Annotated in this window: 16 protein-coding genes and 2 pseudogenes; 12 read left to right on the top strand and 6 right to left on the bottom strand. The window is 61.5% G+C overall.

What is annotated here, in order from left to right; genetic code table 11:
• The 3 genes and pseudogenes from HX846_RS00975 to HX846_RS00965 form a co-directional block, all read left to right on the top strand.
• A partial coding sequence (locus tag HX846_RS00975) for an aldehyde dehydrogenase family protein (RefSeq protein ID WP_178964810.1) occupies positions 1-764 on the top strand: 764 nt, incomplete at its 5' end.
• Between the two features lie 28 nt (positions 765-792).
• The gene (locus tag HX846_RS00970) at positions 793-1,338 is read left to right on the top strand and encodes a hypothetical protein (protein WP_003213794.1); all 546 of its coding nucleotides are present in this window, start codon (positions 793-795) and stop codon (positions 1,336-1,338) included.
• A gap of 33 nt (positions 1,339-1,371) precedes the next feature.
• A pseudogene (locus tag HX846_RS00965) lies at positions 1,372-2,403 on the top strand (GMC family oxidoreductase N-terminal domain-containing protein); the annotation flags it as partial.
• Here the strand turns inward: HX846_RS00965 and HX846_RS00960 are convergent.
• Positions 2,404-3,312, bottom strand: a pseudogene (locus HX846_RS00960) (phospholipase D-like domain-containing protein); the annotation flags it as partial.
• 62 nt (positions 3,313-3,374) lie between these two features.
• Positions 3,375-4,799, bottom strand: coding sequence for a PLP-dependent aminotransferase family protein (locus HX846_RS00955; RefSeq protein ID WP_008439421.1), 1,425 nt, complete (start codon positions 4,797-4,799; stop codon positions 3,375-3,377).
• A 165-nt stretch (positions 4,800-4,964) separates the two neighbouring features.
• Here HX846_RS00955 and HX846_RS00950 point away from each other — a divergent pair, with 165 nt between their 5' ends.
• On the top strand, positions 4,965-5,201 hold the full coding sequence (locus HX846_RS00950) for a DUF1127 domain-containing protein (protein ID WP_023659297.1): 237 nt from the start codon (positions 4,965-4,967) through the stop codon (positions 5,199-5,201).
• Position 5,202: 1 nt separating this feature from the next.
• Here the strand turns inward: HX846_RS00950 and HX846_RS00945 are convergent, their stop codons facing one another.
• On the bottom strand, positions 5,203-6,495 hold the full coding sequence (locus tag HX846_RS00945; RefSeq protein ID WP_177122529.1) for an FAD-binding oxidoreductase: 1,293 nt from the start codon (positions 6,493-6,495) through the stop codon (positions 5,203-5,205).
• A 115-nt stretch (positions 6,496-6,610) separates the two neighbouring features.
• On the opposite strand from HX846_RS00945, the gene HX846_RS00940 reads away from it, so the two are divergent.
• The gene (locus HX846_RS00940; protein ID WP_003208747.1) at positions 6,611-6,964 is read left to right on the top strand and encodes a YkgJ family cysteine cluster protein; all 354 of its coding nucleotides are present in this window, start codon (positions 6,611-6,613) and stop codon (positions 6,962-6,964) included.
• A 123-nt stretch (positions 6,965-7,087) separates the two neighbouring features.
• Here HX846_RS00940 and HX846_RS00935 read toward each other — a convergent pair whose 3' ends face one another.
• On the bottom strand, positions 7,088-7,576 hold the full coding sequence (locus tag HX846_RS00935) for an Lrp/AsnC ligand binding domain-containing protein (RefSeq protein WP_003206849.1): 489 nt from the start codon (positions 7,574-7,576) through the stop codon (positions 7,088-7,090).
• A gap of 156 nt (positions 7,577-7,732) precedes the next feature.
• Between HX846_RS00935 and dadA the strand changes: the two genes are divergently transcribed.
• The 6 genes from dadA to HX846_RS00905 all read left to right on the top strand — a co-directional run bounded on the left by dadA (position 7,733) and on the right by HX846_RS00905 (position 13,838).
• A complete protein-coding gene (gene dadA / locus HX846_RS00930; protein ID WP_003208750.1) occupies positions 7,733-9,034 on the top strand; it encodes a D-amino acid dehydrogenase in 1,302 nt (433 codons plus the stop codon).
• Positions 9,006-9,359 carry a RidA family protein gene (locus HX846_RS00925; RefSeq protein WP_003208752.1) on the top strand — a complete coding sequence of 118 codons (354 nt, stop codon included), beginning with the start codon at positions 9,006-9,008 and terminating at the stop codon, positions 9,357-9,359. Before dadA ends, HX846_RS00925 begins: the two co-directional genes overlap by 29 nt.
• 80 nt (positions 9,360-9,439) lie before the next feature.
• Entirely contained in the window at positions 9,440-10,516 is a 1,077-nt protein-coding gene (gene alr, locus HX846_RS00920; protein WP_178964809.1) for an alanine racemase, read from the top strand.
• A gap of 116 nt (positions 10,517-10,632) precedes the next feature.
• Positions 10,633-11,181 (top strand): cupin domain-containing protein, encoded by a 549-nt coding sequence (locus HX846_RS00915; protein WP_003208755.1) that lies wholly within the window; start codon positions 10,633-10,635, stop codon positions 11,179-11,181.
• A 182-nt stretch (positions 11,182-11,363) separates the two neighbouring features.
• On the top strand, positions 11,364-11,780 hold the full coding sequence (locus HX846_RS00910) for a cytochrome c5 family protein (RefSeq protein ID WP_003208757.1): 417 nt from the start codon (positions 11,364-11,366) through the stop codon (positions 11,778-11,780).
• A 135-nt stretch (positions 11,781-11,915) separates the two neighbouring features.
• Positions 11,916-13,838, top strand: coding sequence for an acetyl-CoA hydrolase/transferase C-terminal domain-containing protein (locus HX846_RS00905; RefSeq protein ID WP_003208758.1), 1,923 nt, complete (start codon positions 11,916-11,918; stop codon positions 13,836-13,838).
• A 130-nt stretch (positions 13,839-13,968) separates the two neighbouring features.
• Here the strand turns inward: HX846_RS00905 and HX846_RS00900 are convergent, their stop codons facing one another.
• Complete coding sequence (locus tag HX846_RS00900) at positions 13,969-14,541, bottom strand: xanthine phosphoribosyltransferase (protein ID WP_008439415.1); 573 nt, start codon at positions 14,539-14,541, stop codon at positions 13,969-13,971.
• Positions 14,542-14,598: 57 nt separating this feature from the next.
• Positions 14,599-16,608: a DNA helicase Rep gene (gene rep, locus HX846_RS00895; RefSeq protein WP_008439414.1), complete on the bottom strand. Its 2,010-nt coding sequence runs from the start codon at positions 16,606-16,608 to the stop codon at positions 14,599-14,601.
• 267 nt (positions 16,609-16,875) lie between these two features.
• Between rep and HX846_RS00890 the strand changes: the two genes are divergently transcribed.
• Positions 16,876-17,537, top strand: a 662-nt coding sequence (locus HX846_RS00890; RefSeq protein WP_178964808.1) for a GGDEF domain-containing protein, incomplete at its 3' end; no start/stop codon positions are given.

The following is a 17,537-nucleotide window of genomic DNA, read 5'->3' as shown; positions in this document are numbered from 1 at the left end:
CCCTGGAACTGGGCGGCAAATCACCGGCGATTGTTTCCGCCGACGTGCCGCTCAAGGACGCCGCCGAACGCATCGCCTTCGGCAAGGCGCTGAATGCCGGGCAAACCTGCGTGGCGCCGGACTACGTGCTGGTGCCGGAAGACCGTGTAGACGGCTTCGTCGAGGCCTACAGCAAGGCGGTTCGCGGGTTCTATCCGACCCTGGCCGACAACCCGGACTACACCGCCATCATCAACGAACGACAGTTGGCCCGGCTCAACGGCTACGTGAAAGACGCCACCGACAAGGGTGCCACCCTGGTCCCGCTGTACGACCAGGGCCAGGACCGCCGCATGGCCCACAGCCTGCTGCTGAATGTCAGCGACGAGATGACCGTGATGCAGGACGAAATCTTCGGCCCGGTGCTGCCGATCGTGCCGTATCGCGGCCTCGACCAGGCCTTTGCCTACATCAATCAGCGCCCTCGCCCACTGGCGCTGTATTACTTCGGCTACAACAAGGCGGAACAGAACCGCGTACTGCACGAAACCCATTCCGGCGGCGTGTGCCTGAACGACACGTTGCTGCACGTAGCCCAGGACGACATGCCCTTCGGCGGCATCGGCCCGTCGGGCATGGGCCATTACCACGGTCATGAAGGTTTCCTGACCTTCAGCAAGGCCAAGGGCGTGCTGATCAAGCAACGCCTGAACGCGGCCAAGCTGATTTACCCGCCCTACGGCAAATCCATCCAGAAGTTGATCCAGAAGCTGTTCGTCCGCTAACAAACCCATCACCGGGATAACAATAAGAATGAACCCTAGCCTGACTGAATCACCCGCGCTGTCACGGCGCGGCGTCTTGAAACTCGGCCTGTGCGCCAGTGCTTTCCTGGCCACCGCCGGGCTGGGCGCCAGCCTCAGCGGCTGCTCCAGCAGCACCCCGGCCAGCGGCTTTGCGATGTTGCGCAGCAGTGACCTGCCGTTTTTGCGGGCAGTGATTCCGGTGCTGCTGGAGGGCGTGGCCAGCGCCGAGATAGTGGTGGCCGGCATCGACGACACCCTGAAAAAGCTCGACTTCAGCCTGCAACACCTGTCGCCCGAGATGTTCAAGCTGACCCAGCAACTGTTCGACGTCTTGGGCATGGCCATCACCCGTGGGCCCCTGACCGGCGTGTGGGGCAGTTGGGAAAACGCCAGCGCCGAGCAGATCCGCAACTTCCTGCACCGCTGGGAAAACAGCTACCTGAACCTGCTGCGCATGGGCCAGGGCTCGTTGCTCAAACTGGTGATCATGGCCTGGTATTTCCGCCCCGAGTCCTGGGCGCATTGCGGCTACCCCGGCCCACCGAAAATCTGATCTGCATCCCGATAAAAACAAGAGACGACCCTGATGCCCGTACCTGATCTGTTCCGCGATGGCATGGCCCGCGGCTGGAAGACCCACAATGGCGCCGCCCTCGACCAGGACCTGACCCTGGAAGCCGACGTCGCGATCATCGGCAGCGGCGCCGGCGGCGGCACCACCGCCGAAATCCTCAGCGCCGCCGGCTACAAGGTGCTGTTGATCGAAGAAGGCCCGCTGAAAACCAGCAACGACTTCAAGCTGCTGGAGGACGAGGCCTACGCCACCCTGTACCAGGAAGGCATCGGGCGCATGAGCAAGGACGGCGCCATCACCATCCTGCAGGGCCGAGCGGTCGGCGGCACCACGCTGATCAACTGGACCTCCAGCTTCCGCACCCCGGACCCGACCCTCGCCCACTGGGCCAGCGAGTACGCGGTCAAGGGCCACAGCAGCGCCGAAATGGCGCCCTGGTTCGAAAAAATGGAACAACGCCTGGGCATCGCGCCTTGGGCCATGCCGCCGAATGCCAACAATGACGTGATCCGCAAGGGCTGCGAAAAGCTTGGCTACAGCTGGCACGTGATCCCGCGCAATGTGCGCGGCTGTTTCAACCTGGGGTATTGCGGCATGGGTTGCCCGGTCAACGCCAAGCAATCAATGCTGGTGACCACCATTCCGTCCACCCTGGAGAAAGGCGGCGAGCTGCTGTACCTGGCCCGCGCCGAACGCCTGAAGTTCAGCGGCGACACCATCACCAGCCTCGAATGTGTGGCCATGGATCAGTATTGCGTGGCACCGACCGGCCGCAAAATCACGGTCAAGGCCAAGCACTACGTACTGGCCGGCGGCGGCATCAACAGCCCGGCGCTGCTGCTTCGTTCCGATGCACCCGACCCCCACTCGCGCCTGGGCAAACGGACCTTTCTGCACCTGGTGAATTTTTCCGCCGGGCTGTTCGACGAGGTGATCAACCCGTTCTACGGGGCGCCGCAGTCGATCTATTCCGACCACTTCCAATGGCAGGACGGCACTACCGGCAAAATGTCCTACAAGCTCGAAGTACCGCCACTGCATCCGGGCCTTGGCCAGCACCTTGCTCGGCGCATCCCACAATGCCTGGTTCCAGGCCCAGATCAGCTCACGGCGCCAGATGTCCATGCGCGGCTGGGTCTTGTAGGTGCGCAGGCGGTTGTACAGGGCATGGTTTTGTTGGCGAGACTCGGCAAGGGAATCTTCCAGGCGTACGCGGGCGCTGGCCAGGTCGCCTTTGGAAGCGCTGCTGACGAAGTCACCAATGGGTTTGCTCAGGGCACTGTTCCAGTACTGATCGAAACTGTGGCCCAGTTGCTCGGCCACCGGGCCCACGCTGAGCATGTCGATATCGGTGAAGTTGAGGTTGGGCTCGGCGTCGAAATACTCATCCCCCAGGTTGCGCCCGCCGACGATGGCCACGCTGTTGTCTGCCAGCCACAGCTTGTTGTGCATGCGCCGGTGTTGCAGCGACAGGTCGAATAGCCGTGCCATGGCCCGCGTCACGCCGGTGCTGCGGCCCAGGTGCAGCGGGTTGAACAGGCGAATCTGGATCTGCGGGTGGGCGGCGAGGGTGGCGATGATCTGGTCCAGGCCGTCGCTGGTGGTGTCGTCCAGCAGGATGCGCACGCGCACGCCACGGTCGGCGGCCTTGAGCAGTTCATCCACGAGCATGCGGGTGCTGATGCCGTCGTGGACGATGTAGTACTGCAAGTCGAGGCTGGTCTGGGCGTTGCGGATCAGTTCGGCGCGGGCCATGAAGGCTTCGCTGCTGTTGGGCAGCAGGCGGAACCCGGAGCGGCCTTTGTAGGGAGCGGCCTGGGCCTGGATCGAGCGGCCGAAGGAAGATTCGCTGGCCGGCAGCGCCTCGCTGGGTGTGCGTGGCGCGTCGATGGTGGCGCAGCCGCCCAGGGCCAGGATGCCCAGCAGGAAAAACGGTAATAGCCGGTGGGTCATCAATGACATGGGTTCCGAATCAGGGCGATTGTCGGCATATGACGGCTATTTCCCGTAAAAGGTCAGTCCATCGCTTCGGCCAGCAACCGGATGGCGGTCGCGCCGACCTTGCGTACAGCCTCTTCAATCTGCGGCGTTGGTTTGGCAGCGTAGTTCATGCGCAGGCAGTTCCTGTACTTGCCGGAGGCGGAAAAGATACTTCCCACTGCAATCTGTACACCTTCATCCACCAGCAGCCGGTTGAGTTTCAGGGTATCGAAGCCTTCCGGCAGTTCCACCCACAGCATGAAACTGCCCTGGGGGCGGCTGGCGCGGGTGCCCGCCGGGAAATAGCGGCTGACCCAATCGAGCATCAGGTCGCGATTGCGCTGGTATTGCGTGCGCATCCGCCGCAAATGTGGCTCGAAATGCCCACCTTTCAGAAACTCGGCAATTGCGATCTGCGGCTGGGTCGCGGTGGAGCCGGTGCTGATGTATTTCATGTGCAGCACACGCTCCAGATAGCGACCGGGTGCGACCCAGCCAATCCGCAGGCCGGGTGCGAGGGTCTTCGAGAAAGAGCTGCACAGTACGACGCGGCCATCTTCGTCGAAGGACTTGATGGTGCGTGGCCGCGGGTAGCTGTAGGCCAGTTCGCCATACACGTCGTCTTCGATGATCGCCACGTCAAAGCGCTGGGCCAGGGTCAGCAGTGCGCGTTTGCGCGACTCCGGCATGATGTAGCCCAGTGGGTTGTTGCAGTTGGGGGTCAACTGTATGACTTTGATCGGCCATTGTTCCAGTGCCAGTTCCAGCGCTTCCAGGCTGATACCGGTGAGTGGGTCGGTGGGGATTTCCAGGGCTTTCATGCCCAGGCCCTTCAGTGTTTGCATGGCGCCGTGGAAGCTTGGCGAGTCGACGGCAACGATGTCGCCGGGCTCGCAAATGGCGTGGATGCTGGCGGACAGGGCCTCGTGACAGCCGGTCGTGATCACCAGGTCCTGGGGCGTCAGTTGGCAGCCTGAATCGAGCATCAGGCGGGCAATCTGTTCACGCAGGTCCAGGTTGCCGTGGATAGTGTCGTAATACAGCCCCGGCATGTCCTGGCGCCGACTGATCCGGGCGAGGCTGCGTAGCAGGGGTTTCATGGTCGGCGACAATACATCCGGCATGCCCCGGCCCAACTGTATGGCGTCTTTGCGTGGCACCGCGCGGATCAGCTCCAGCACTTGGTCCCACTGGGAAATTTCCACCGGGCGCTGGGCCGGGCGGCCTACGGCGGGCAATGCCGGCAAGTCGCGGCCCACCGGTACGAAGTAGCCGGATTTGGGTTTGGGCATCGCCAGGCCGTTGTCTTCCAGTACGCGGTAGGCCTGCTGCACGGTGCTCAGGCTGACCCCATGCTCCACACTCAAGGCCCGAACTGACGGCAATCTGTCGCCCGGGCGATAGAAGCCCTGCTCGATGCGCGTGCCCAACAGTTCGGCGAGGTTGACGTATAGGGTCATGGCGGTGCTTCCCGGTTACCAGTACAGATAGGCCGAAAATACAGGATTCAGCGGCCGATAGGCAGTATCTGTATGGATTTAATACAGGGTGGTTGAATCTGTCATGGTTTTACGCGCCGGCTCATCCTACGTACTCATGGCAACACGTTAATGAGGGGCAGGAAAATGAGCGGTATGAGCGATGTGCGGTTGGCGTTACACAGTCAGGAACTGGAAGCCGGGCAGGAGCGGCGCATGGCGGCGCGTACCAAGGCCCCCACACTCAGTTCATGGGCGTTGTTCTGGCACCGCATGCATACGCGCAAAACCTTGCTGGAGCTGACCCCCGAGCAACTGCGAGACGTGGGCCTGAGTGCCGAGCAGGCGCGCCGGGAAGGCTTGAAGCCCTTCTGGCGCGGCTGATTCAGACCAGTTCTTTCAATCGGTGCCAGAGCATTCCCAGCGCCAGCAGCGGCGAGCGCAAATGCTTGCCGCCCGGGAAAGTGATGTGCGGCACCTTGGCAAACAGATCAAAGCGCCCGCTTTGCTGGCCGCTGATGGCTTCGCCCAACAGTTTGCCTGCCAGGTGGGTGGCGTTGAGGCCATGGCCGGCATAGGCCTGGGCGAAATACACATTGGGCTGGTCGGCCAGCCGGCCAATCTGCGGCAGGCGGTTGGCGCCAATGCCGATCATCCCACCCCACTGGTAGTCGATTTTCACGTTGGCCAGTTGTGGGAACACCTGCAGCATTTTCGGACGCATATAGGCACCGATGTCCTTCGGATCCCGTCCGGAGTAATGGCAGGCACCGCCGAACAGCAAGCGTCGGTCGGCTGACAGCCGGAAGTAATCCACCGTCACCCGCTGGTCACACACCGCCATGTTTTGCGGCAGCAACTCGGCTGCCTGGGCTTCGCTCAAGGGCTCGGTGGCGATGATGTAGCTGCCGGCGGGCAGCACCTTGCCGCTCAGATGCGGGTTCAGGCCGTTCAAATAAGCATTGCAGCCCAGCACCAGGGTCTTGGCGCGCACATTGCCCTGGGCGGTGTGTACGTTGACCTCCGGGCCGTAATCGATCCGCACCGCCTCGGAATGCTCGAACAACCGGACGCCCAACTGCTGTGCAGCGGCTGCCTCGCCGAGGGCCAGGTTCAGCGGGTGCAGGTGGCCAGAGCCCATGTCGATCATGCCGCCAACATAGCGGTTGGAACCGATCACACTGCGCATCTCGCTGGCTTGCAGCAGGCGCACTTCATGGCGATAGCCAAGGCCTTGCAGCTCTTCGGCGTCGGCGGCCAGGTGTTCCAGGTCGCGGGGTTTGTTGGCCAGGTCGCAGTAGCCCCAGGTCAGGTCGCAGGCGATCTGCGAACGTTCGACCCGCTGGCGCACGATTTCCACGGCTTCCAGGCCCATCAATTTCATCTGGCGCACGCCCTCGGTGCCGATGACGTTGGTGAACTGATCCAGGCCATGACCGACGCCACGAATCAGTTGCCCGCCATTGCGCCCGCTGGCGCCCCAGGCAATCTTGCGGGCTTCCAGCAGGACCACGCTGAAACCCCGTTCGGCCAGTTCCAGAGCGGTGTTGAGCCCCGAAAAGCCGCCGCCGACCACGCACACATCGGCCACGATTTCACCTGTCAGCACCGGATAATCAGGCTGCGGGAAACTGCTGGCGGCGTAGTAGGAATTGGCGTGCCGGGCGCTGGCGGTCATGGGGAGCATCCCTGTTTGGAAAATTTGACGCAGGATACAGCGGTCGGGCGAAGCTGTCTCACCGGGGGCTTTTAGGGCAGAATCCACGCCTATTCGCCGTTCGGTCCCTGTGTCGATGAGTTGCAACAGTCAGAAAGTCAACGCGCTGCGCCGGCAGATTCCCTCGTTCGAGTGTGTCCCGGGTTGCCACGACTGCTGTGGGCCGGTGACCACGTCCCCCGAGGAAATGTCGCGCCTGCCGCGCAAGACCGCTGCCGAGCAGGAAGCGGCGATGGACGAACTCAACTGCGTGCACCTCGGCCCCAATGGCTGCACCGTGTACGACGAGCGCCCGCTGATTTGCCGCTTGTTCGGCACCACGCCGACCTTGCCATGCCCCAACGACCGCCGCCCGGTGGAGTTGATCCACCCACGGGTGGAAAAGCAGATTCATGCGTACATGGCGTCGACGCGTCAGGTATTGGTCTAGCGGATGTCCCCGATCAACTAGTGTGGGCTTGCTCGCGAATGCGGTGGATCAGTCAATACAACAGGTGACTGACACTCCGCATTCGCGAGCAAGCCCGCTCCCACATTGGCCTGTGGTGCTGTCTTAATCCGGGATCGGCAGGTTCAGGCTCTCTTTCACCTCTTCCATCACGATATAGCTCTTGGACTCCCGTACGTGGGGCAGCTTGAGCAGGATATCGCCGAGCAACTTGCGGTACGACGCCATCTCCGAAATGCGCGCCTTCACCAGGTAGTCGAAATCCCCCGACACCAGGTGGCACTCCAGCACGTGGGGCAGTTTCAGCACGGCGCGTCGGAATTCTTCAAAGGTGTCGCCGGACTTGTAGTCGAGGCTGATCTCGACAAACACCAGCAGGCTGCCCTTCAGATGCTGCGGGTTGAGCCGGGCGTTGTAGCCCATGATGATCCCTTCGCGCTCCAGGCGCCGGACCCGCTCGGTGCACGGCGTGGTCGACAGCCCGACCTTTTCCCCCAGTTCAGTAAACGAAATTCGCCCGTCGGCCTGCAGGATGCGCAGGATGTTGCGGTCGATCTTGTCCAGCTCCCGCTTGGTCTGAGTGTTGGTCCGCATAGGGGATGCTCCTCCGTGAAAAGGGTTTTTGCCGAGAATTGTCGCCAAATATAGGCAGTTATATAGTGAAATGCACTGGTGATTGCTTTTTATACTGCCCACATCTTTGTGCTGAACAACAAACGTCAGCGGTCAAGCCGTGATGAGGGAATAAAAATGCGCGTTCTGGTCTTGGGTAGCGGTGTCATTGGCGTGGCCAGTGCCTACTATTTGGCACGAGCTGGTTTTGAAGTGGTCGTGGTCGACCGTCAGCCGGCTGTGGCCATGGAGACCAGTTTCGCCAACGCCGGGCAGATCTCGCCGGGCTACGCCTCGCCATGGGCTGCGCCGGGTGTGCCGCTCAAGGCTATCAAATGGTTGCTGGAGCGCCATGCGCCCCTGGCGATCAAGGCCACCGCCGATATCGACCAGTACCTGTGGATGGCGCAGATGCTGCGCAACTGCACCGCCAGCCGTTATGCGGTGAACAAGGAGCGTATGGTGCGCCTGTCCGAATACAGCCGCGATTGCATCGACGAGCTGCGTGCCGAGACCGGCATCGCCTATGAAGGCCGCACTCTGGGGACTACCCAGCTGTTCCGCACCCAGGCCCAACTGGACGGTGCCGCCAAGGACATCGCGGTATTGAAAGAGTCCGGTGTGCCTTACGAGCTGCTGGACCGCGCCGGCATTGCCCGGGTTGAACCAGCCCTGGCCAGCGTCACCGATATCCTCGCCGGTGCCCTGCGCCTGCCGAACGACCAGACCGGCGACTGTCAGATGTTTACCACCCGCCTTGCCGACATGTGCAAGCAACTGGGTGTCGAATTCCGCTTCGAGCAAGATATCCAGCGCCTGGACTACGCCGGTGACCGGATCAACGGCGTGTGGATCGACGGCAAGCTGGAAACTGCCGACCGCTACGTGCTGGCCCTCGGCAGCTACTCGCCGAAGCTGCTCAAGCCACTGGGAATCAAGGCGCCGGTGTACCCGCTCAAGGGTTACTCGATGACCGTGCCGATCACCAACCCGGCGATGGCCCCGACCTCGACCATTCTCGATGAGACCTACAAGGTCGCGATCACCCGTTTCGACAACCGTATCCGCGTCGGTGGCATGGCTGAGATAGCCGGTTTTGACCTGTCGCTGAACCCGCGTCGGCGGGAAACCCTGGAGATGATCGTCAACGACCTTTATCCTCAGGGCGGTGATTTGAGCCAGGCCAGTTTCTGGACCGGCCTGCGCCCGACCACGCCAGACGGCACGCCGATTGTCGGTGCTACCCCGTTCAAAAACCTGTTCCTGAACACCGGCCACGGCACCCTCGGTTGGACCATGGCCTGTGGCTCTGGTCGTTTGCTGGCCGACCTGATGGCGAAGAAAACCCCGCAAATCAGTGCCGAAGGCCTCGATATTTCCCGTTATGGCAACCACCAGGAGTCTGCAAAACATGTCAATCCAGCGCCAGCTCACCAATGAGCGCATGAGCCAGATCGTTGTTCACAGCGGTACCGTGTATCTGGCAGGGCAGGTCGGCGACGACATGAGTGCCGGGATTGAACAGCAGACCCGCGAAACCCTCGTCAATATTGAGCGTTTGCTGGACCTGGCCGGTACCGACAAGACCAAGCTGCTGTCGGTGACCATCTACCTGAAAGACATTGACGCCGATTTCGCCGGGATGAACGCGGTATGGGACAAGTGGCTGCCAAAAGGCGTCGCGCCGGCCCGTGCCACGGTTGAAGCGAAACTCTGCGAACCGGAAATCCTGGTGGAGCTGTCGGTTGTGGCCGCTCTGCCGTAAGCAAAAAATCCTCTCCCGGTGCCTGCGTTGTCAGCGGGTACCGGTTTTTTCTTCCCACCGCCGCCTAGAAGCCTGCCGCCATGCGTCCTGCCCGTGCCCTGATCGACCTCCAAGCCCTGCGCCATAACTACCAACTGGCCCGTGAAGTCACGGGTGGGGCCAAGGCCCTCGCCGTGATCAAGGCCGATGCCTACGGCCACGGTGCCGTGCGCGTTGCCCAGGCGCTGGAAGCCGAGGCGGACGGGTTTGCCGTGGCCTGCATCGAGGAAGCGCTGGAGCTGCGGGCCGCCGGGATTCGCGGGCCGGTGCTGTTGCTCGAAGGTTTTTTCGAAGCCGACGAGCTGCCGCTGATCATCGAGCATGATTTCTGGTGCGTGGTGCATTCGCTGTGGCAGCTGGACGCGATTGAACAGGCGCAACTCAGCAAGCCGCTGACCGTCTGGCTCAAGCTTGATTCGGGCATGCACCGCGTTGGCTTGCACCCCAAGGATTATCACGACGCTTACCAGCGCCTGCTGGCCAGCGGCAAAGTCGCGAAGATCGTGCTGATGAGCCACTTCGCCCGCGCCGATGAGCTGGACAGCACCAGCAGCGAAGAGCAAGTTGCGGTGTTTGAAGCGGCGCGCCAGGGCTTGTCGGCCCAGGTCAGCCTGCGCAACTCGCCGTCGGTGCTGGGCTGGCCGAACGTTTCCAGTGACTGGGTACGCCCGGGCATCATGCTCTACGGCGCCACGCCGTTTGGCGAAGGCCAGGCCATCGCCGCGCGTTTGCAGCCGGTGATGACCCTCGAATCGAAAGTCATCTGCGTACGTGAACTGCCGGCCGGCGAACCTGTGGGCTACGGCGCCAGGTTCATTACCCCGAAACCGATGCGCATCGGGGTAGTTGCCATGGGCTACGCCGACGGCTACCCGCGCCACGCACCCACCGGCACCCCGGTGCTGGTGGCCGGCCAGCGCAGCCAGTTGCTGGGCCGTGTGTCGATGGACATGCTGTGTGTCGACCTGACCGACGTGCCCCAGGCCGAGCTCGGTTCCACCGTCGAATTGTGGGGCAAAAACATCCTCGCCAGTGACGTTGCCACCGCCGCCGACACCATTCCGTACCAGATCTTCTGCAACCTGCGCCGAGTGCCACGGCTCTATTCCGGCGCTTGAGCGGCACCCACGAATGGCAGATCCCGGGATTTAGGCCAAAGTGTTGTAAATACTGAACGCTGTCGCCATGATAACGCTCAATTACAACAACGCCTGAATCCTAGGAGGCTCCTGCATTGGACGTCGGCGAACGACTGCAATCCATCCGTAAACTGAAAGGTCTTTCCCAGCGTGAGCTAGCCAAGCGCGCGGGCGTCACCAACAGCACCATTTCGATGATCGAAAAAAACAGTGTCAGCCCCTCCATCAGCTCCTTGCGCAAGGTGCTGGGCGGCATTCCCATGTCGATGGTGGAGTTCTTTTCCGAGGAGATCCTCCAGGAAAAACCGACCCAGATCGTCTATAAAGCCAATGAGCTGATCGATATCTCCGACGGCGCCGTCACCATGAAACTGGTGGGCCGCGCGCATCCGAGCCGGGCGATTGCGTTCCTCAACGAGATCTACCCGCCAGGTGCTGATACCGGCGAAGAGATGCTCACCCACGAGGGCGAGGAAACCGGGATCCTGGTGGAAGGTCGCCTGGAGCTGGTGGTCGGCCTTGAAACTTTTGTGCTCGAAGCCGGCGATAGCTACTACTTTGAAAGCACCAAGCCGCACCGTTTTCGCAATCCGTTCGAAGTGCCGGCGCGACTAATCAGCGCAGCCACACCCGCGAACTTTTAAGAAAAGAGGCGTCCTGCCTATGTCGCAGAGACGCCCGTAGCAGCATTCTGTCTTGCTGAATCTCCCCTTGGTTAATAGGGTTGTTTCGGCGGGGCGGGCTAACCGTTATACTTTCGCCGCCTGCGAAACCGTGGCCGCAGGCGTGAATAGCCACCATTGAGGGTGAACGCGTGAACCTAATTATGAAAATGCTGGCTGCACCAGCAACCGTACTGGCCCTATGGGCTGTCAGCGCTCAAGCTGCGACCAATGATGAAATTGCCAAGCGCCTGGAGCCTGTAGGCCAGGTGTGCGTCCAGGGGCAAGAGTGCAAGGGGATGGAAGTGGCAGTGGCTGCGGGCGGCGGCGGCGGTGCGAAATCGCCGGATGACGTAATCGCCAAGCACTGCAACGCTTGCCACGGTACCGGCCTGTTGGGCGCACCGAAAATCGGTGACACCGCCGCCTGGAAAGACCGCGCGGACCATCAGGGTGGCCTCGATGGCCTGCTGGCCAAGGCCATTACCGGTCTGAACGCCATGCCGCCAAAAGGCACCTGCGCCGATTGCTCGGATGCCGAGCTTAAAGGCGCGATCGAGAAGATGTCGGGTCTGAAATAAACCGATCTTCGCCAAAAGAGCCGCTGACCAGCGGCTTTTTTGTGCCCGCGATTTGCCTTTTGAGGCTGTTCTTTGCAGCAAAGACCCGGCAAGCTCGGTCCAACCCCAATTCATGGAATGTTCGGGAGAAGTCGGATGGTGCAGTTGTGTTCAATCGAGCAAGCAGTCGACGACGTACTGGCACGGCTGCCGGCGCATATTCACATGGGCATGCCCCTGGGCCTGGGCAAACCCAACCTGTTCGTCAACGCGCTGTACCGGCGTATCGCCAAGTTGCCGGACCGGGCGCTGACCATCTACACAGCCCTGGCCCTGGGTCGCCCTACCTTGGGCGATGGTTTGCAGAAGCGCTTTCTCGAGCCCTTTATCGAACGGGTCTTCGGTGACTATCCCGAGCTGGACTTCCTCGCCGCACTGCGCAAGGACAGCCTGCCGTCGAACATTCACGTGCAGCAGTTCTTCATGCAGCCCGGCAGTTTGCTTCACAGCCTTTCGGCGCAGCAGGATTACGTCAGCAGCAACTACAGCCACGCTGCCCGTGATATCAATGCCGCCGGCCTGAACCTCGTCGCGCAACTGGTGGCCAGCAGCGCCGAACATCCGGATCGCCTGAGCCTGAGCTGCAACCCCGACATCACCCTCGACCTGTTGCCGATGATCGCCAAGCGCCGCGAGGCCGGTGAAACCATCCTGGTGGTGGGCCAGGTTCACAGTGATTTGCCCTACATGCCCGGCGACGCCGAGCTGGGCATGGATGAGTTCGACTTCCTGATCGACGAGAAGGACAGCACCACGCTGTTCTCCACCCCGAACATGCCGGTGGGTTTCCAGGATCACTTTATCGGTTTGCACGCCAGCACCCTGGTGCGCGACGGCGGTACCTTGCAGATCGGCATCGGCTCCATGGGCGATGCACTGACTGCGGCCTTGCTGGCGCGCCAGGCCGATAACGAGGCGTATCGCCTGTTGCTCACCGACCTGGATGTGTACCAATGGGCACCGCTGATCAGCCACGAAGGCGGAGTCGCGCCGTTTGCCCGTGGGCTGTACGGTTGCAGCGAAATGTTCGTCAATGGCCTGCTGGTGCTGGCCGATGCCGGGATTGTGCGGCGCAAGGTATACCCGGACGTCGCGACCCAGGAGCGGGCCAACGCCGGCACCCTGGACGAAGCGGCACAGACCGACGGCATCTCGGTGCATGGCGGCTTCTTCCTCGGGCCTCGTAGCTTTTACGAGCGTTTGCGGGACTTGCCGCAGAGCAAGCGCCTGGAATTCAACATGACCCGCATCAGCTACATCAACGAGCTGTACGGCCAGGAAGAACTCAAGCGTTTGCAGCGCCTGGATGCGCGCTTCATCAACAGCGCGTTTACCGTGACCCTGTTGGGCGCGGGCGTGGCCGACCAGTTGGAAGACGGCCGCGTGCTCAGCGGTGTTGGCGGGCAATACAACTTTGTCGCCCAGGGCCATGCGCTGGAAGGCGCGCGCTCGATCCTGATCCTGCGCAGCTGGCGCGAATCGGGCGGCGAGGTCAGTTCCAATATCGTTTGGGAATACGGCCACTGCACGATTCCCCGGCACCTGCGGGACATCGTTATCACCGAATACGGGATCGCGGATTTACGTGGGCAGACTGATGCCAGGGTGATCGAGGCGCTGCTGAATATCACCGACTCACGGTTCCAGGAAGACTTGATCGAGCAGGCGCAAAAGGCCGGGAAGTTGCCGAAGGATTTCCAGCTGGATCCGCGGTTTGCCGACAACACGCCGGAGCGTTTGCAGGGGATTCAGGCGCGGCATCCACGGCTGTTCCCGGAGTATCCGCTGGGCAGTGACTTCACGGATGAAGAGCGGGATTTGTTGCGGGCGTTGAACTGGCTCAAGAGCAAATTCAAGCTGACGGAGATTCTGGAGCTGGGCAAGGCGGCGCTGGATGCACCGGAGCCGGAAGCGTTTCCCGAGCATTTGGTACGGATGCGACTGGATAAGCCGGAGGGGTTGAAGGAGGACCTGTACCAGCGCCTGTTGCTAGCGGGCCTACAAGCTACCGCGCACTAGAAAACACAGGAGATCAAATGTGGGAGCGGGCTTGCTCGCGAAAGCGGTGGATCAGTCGACCTATCCGGTGACTGACACACCGCTTTCGCGAGCAAGCCCGCTCCCACATGTTTAACCGTGCCCGCACCGATTACTCGATAAAGGTCACAACCCCACCCGCCAACGACTGCACCCGCGCCAGCGACTCAACCCGGTAACCCTGGGCATCCAGCTCCGCACGGCCGCCCTGGAACGACTTCTCGATCACAATCCCCAAACCTGCAACGGTCGCGCCGGCCTGTTTGATGATCGAGATCAGCGCCTGGGACGCCTTACCGTTGGCCAGGAAGTCATCGATGATCAGCACGCGGTCGCTGCTGGTCAGGTGGCGCGGGGAAATCGCCACGGTGCTTTCGGTTTTCTTGGTGAAGGAATACACCGTCGCCGACAGCAGGTTTTCGGTCAGGGTCAGGGACTGTTGCTTGCGGGCGAAAATCACCGGCACGCCGAGGTTCAGGCCGGTCATGATCGCCGGTGCAATGCCCGAGGCTTCGATGGTGACGATCTTGGTGATCCCCGAATCCTTGAACAACGCAGCGAACTCGTCACCGATCAGTTTCATCAGCGCCGGGTCGATCTGGTGGTTCAGAAAGGCGTCGACCTTGAGTACCTGATCGGAAAGCACGATGCCTTCTTCGCGAATTTTCTTGTGCAGTGCTTCCACGAAAGCTTCCTCTGTTGGCGCAACACGCGCCGAAAGTAGATTAAAAAGTAGTCGATTCTAGCGCTTTAACATCGCGCGTATATCCGCCAGTGCGGTGTTGCCGCGAACGGCTTTGACTTCGGTCGGTGTGTCGTCGTTGCCTTCCCAGGCCAGGTCGTCCGGCGGCAGTTCGTCGAGGAACCGGCTGGGGGCACAATCGATGATCTCGCCGTACTGCTTGCGCTTGGCGGCAAAGGTGAAGGCCAGGGTCTGACGCGCGCGGGTAATGCCCACGTAGGCCAGGCGCCGTTCTTCCTCGATGGTGTCGGCTTCGATGCTGGAGCGGTGCGGGAGGATTTCCTCTTCCATGCCCATGATGAACACGTAAGGGAATTCCAGTCCCTTGGACGCATGCAAGGTCATCATCTGCACGCCTTCGGCGCCGTCTTCCTCTTCCTGCTGGCGTTCAAGCATGTCCCGCAGCACCAGCTTGCCGATGGCGTCCTCGACGGTCATCTCGCCTTCTTCGTCCTTCTCCAGGGTATTTTTCAACGCCTCGATCAGGAACCACACGTTGCCCATGCGGTAATCGGCAGCCTTGTCGCTGGAGCTGTTGGTGCGCAGCCAGTTCTCGTAGTCGATGTCCATGACCATGCTGCGCAGGGCGCTGATCGGGTCTTCGCCGGCGCACTGCTCGCGCACCTTGTCCATGAAGCGCTTGAAGCGCGCCAGGCGGTCGGTGAAACGAGTGTCGAGGTGCTCGCCCAGGCCGATTTCGTCGGTGGCGGCGTACATCGAGATCTTGCGTTCGGTGGCGTAGTTGCCGAGCTTTTCCAGGGTAGTCGAACCGATTTCCCGGCGTGGGACGTTGATCACCCGCAGGAAGGCGTTGTCGTCGTCCGGGTTCACGATCAGCCGGAAGTAGGCCATCAGGTCTTTCACTTCCTGGCGTCCGAAAAAGCTGTTGCCGCCCGACAGGCGATACGGAATCTGGTGGTGCTGCAGCTTCAGCTCGATCAGCTTGGCCTGGTAGTTGCCGCGGTACAGGATCGCGAAATCGCTGTAGGGCCGGTCGGTGCGCAGGTGCAGCGTGAGCAGTTCGACGGCCACGCGCTCGGCTTCGGCGTCTTCGTTGCGGCAGCGGATCACGCGGATCTCGTCGCCGTGGCCCATCTCGCTCCACAGTTGCTTTTCAAACTCGTGGGGGTTGTTGGAGATCAGCACGTTGGCGCAACGCAGGATGCGGCTGGTGGAGCGGTAGTTCTGCTCCAGCATCACCACTTTCAGGGACGGGTAGTCGTCCTTGAGCAGCATCAGGTTTTCCGGGCGGGCGCCGCGCCAGGCGTAGATCGACTGGTCGTCATCGCCCACCACGGTGAACTGGTTGCGCTTGCCGATCAGCAGCTTCACCAGCAGGTATTGGCTGGCGTTGGTGTCCTGGTATTCGTCCACCAGCAGGTAGCGGACTTTGTTCTGCCACTTTTCGAGGATGTCGGCATGTTCCTGGAACAGCTTCACCGGCAGCAGGATCAGGTCGTCGAAGTCCACCGCGTTGAACGCCTTGAGCGTGCGCTGGTAGTGGGTGTAGACAATGGCGGCAGTCTGCTCCTTGGGGTTGCGCGCAGCTTCCAGGGCTTCGGCGGGCAGGATCAGGTCGTTTTTCCACGAGCCGATCATGTTCTTGATCTCGTCGACGCCGTCGTCGCCCGCGTATTCCTTCTGCATGATGTCGGTCATCAGCGCCTTGACGTCTGTCTCGTCAAAGATCGAGAAGCCCGGCTTGTAGCCCAACCGCACGTGCTCTTTGCGGATGATGTTCAGCCCCAGGTTGTGGAAGGTACACACGGTGAGGCCACGGCCTTCGCCACCCTTGAGCAGGGTGCCGACGCGCTCTTTCATTTCCCGCGCCGCCTTGTTGGTAAAGGTCATGGCGACGATGTACTGGGCACGGATGCCACAGCTCTGGATCAGGTGCGCGATCTTGCGGGTGATCACGCTGGTCTTGCCGGAACCGGCACCGGCGAGCACCAATAGAGGGCCGCCGACGTAGTTCACGGCTTCTTGCTGCCGGGGATTGAGTCGGGACATACGAAATTCAGGAGGTCATTGATCAAAAGGGCGGGCATTTTAACAGGCTGGCAAGATTCTGCTGCCTCTGAACGACAGTGTGACGTACCACTCGATCTAAATTTGCCGGTTTTGTTACTTTGCCGCAGGATGTGCAGGGTATTTAGGACTATTGTTCGGTCTAGAGCTGCACAGTGCGCATTTGATAACCCATATCATTGGTCATTATCGGGGCGCACGTCATAATGCCCGCCGCCAACGAAATTTTGCAGAGTCTAGGGAGCTAGCTTGTCTACGCCTGTCGAACCCTTGCGTTTGCTGCTACTGGCCGATGAGCCAGCGTGGGCAGCGTTATTGCGCGAGTGCCTGGCGCCGATGGGCGACGGAGCTGTGCTGATCAGCGCGCCAAACTGGGAGTCTGTGAGCAACCTGTTCGACGACGATCACAGCGCGGTGCTGTTGACCACGGCCAACCTTCAGCCCGGCCCCGGTCGCTGCAGCTTGCCAACGGTATTGCTGTTGGAAGAGGAACCCCTGGTTTCGCCCCTCGGCGTCAGCGACTGGCTGATCCTGAATGCATTGGATGTCGATACATTGCGCCGTTGCCTGCGGCATGTGCGCGAGCGCGGTGTACTGGAAAACACCCTGCAACGCCTGGCCGAACAGGACCCGCTGACCGGTATCGCCAACCGCCAGGGCTTCCAGACCCTGCTGACCGCCCGCCTGGCGGAAAACGAAGGCCGTGGCGTTGCCCTCGGCCACCTCGACCTGGACAACTTCCGTCATGCCAACGACGCCCTCGGCCACCAGGCCGGCGACCGGCTGATCCTGCAAGTGGTCTCGCGGCTCAAGAGCCAGCTGGAGGCCGGCGATCAACTGGCGCGCCTGGGCAGCGACGAATTTGCCCTGCTGATCGACACCCGCCGTGCGCCCCAGCGCGCCGAATGGAT

It is taken from the genome of Pseudomonas sp. K5002 (genome assembly GCF_013386655.1).
Lineage (GTDB): Bacteria > Pseudomonadota > Gammaproteobacteria > Pseudomonadales > Pseudomonadaceae > Aquipseudomonas.
This window is presented reverse-complemented; position numbering and strand designations above follow the sequence as displayed.

Coding starts and splice junctions, on each gene's coding strand:
- HX846_RS00910 (WP_003208757.1), top strand. CDS start 11,364: ATGAAAATGCTGGCTGCACCAGCAACCGTACTGGCCCTATGGGCTGTC.
- dadA (WP_003208750.1), top strand. CDS start 7,733: ATGCGCGTTCTGGTCTTGGGTAGCGGTGTCATTGGCGTGGCCAGTGCC.
- alr (WP_178964809.1), top strand. CDS start 9,440: ATGCGTCCTGCCCGTGCCCTGATCGACCTCCAAGCCCTGCGCCATAAC.
- rep (WP_008439414.1), bottom strand. CDS start 16,608: ATGTCCCGACTCAATCCCCGGCAGCAAGAAGCCGTGAACTACGTCGGC.
- HX846_RS00970 (WP_003213794.1), top strand. CDS start 793: ATGAACCCTAGCCTGACTGAATCACCCGCGCTGTCACGGCGCGGCGTC.
- HX846_RS00935 (WP_003206849.1), bottom strand. CDS start 7,576: ATGCGGACCAACACTCAGACCAAGCGGGAGCTGGACAAGATCGACCGC.
- HX846_RS00905 (WP_003208758.1), top strand. CDS start 11,916: ATGGTGCAGTTGTGTTCAATCGAGCAAGCAGTCGACGACGTACTGGCA.
- HX846_RS00940 (WP_003208747.1), top strand. CDS start 6,611: ATGAGTTGCAACAGTCAGAAAGTCAACGCGCTGCGCCGGCAGATTCCC.
- HX846_RS00950 (WP_023659297.1), top strand. CDS start 4,965: ATGAGCGGTATGAGCGATGTGCGGTTGGCGTTACACAGTCAGGAACTG.
- HX846_RS00925 (WP_003208752.1), top strand. CDS start 9,006: ATGTCAATCCAGCGCCAGCTCACCAATGAGCGCATGAGCCAGATCGTT.
- HX846_RS00955 (WP_008439421.1), bottom strand. CDS start 4,799: ATGACCCTATACGTCAACCTCGCCGAACTGTTGGGCACGCGCATCGAG.
- HX846_RS00945 (WP_177122529.1), bottom strand. CDS start 6,495: ATGACCGCCAGCGCCCGGCACGCCAATTCCTACTACGCCGCCAGCAGT.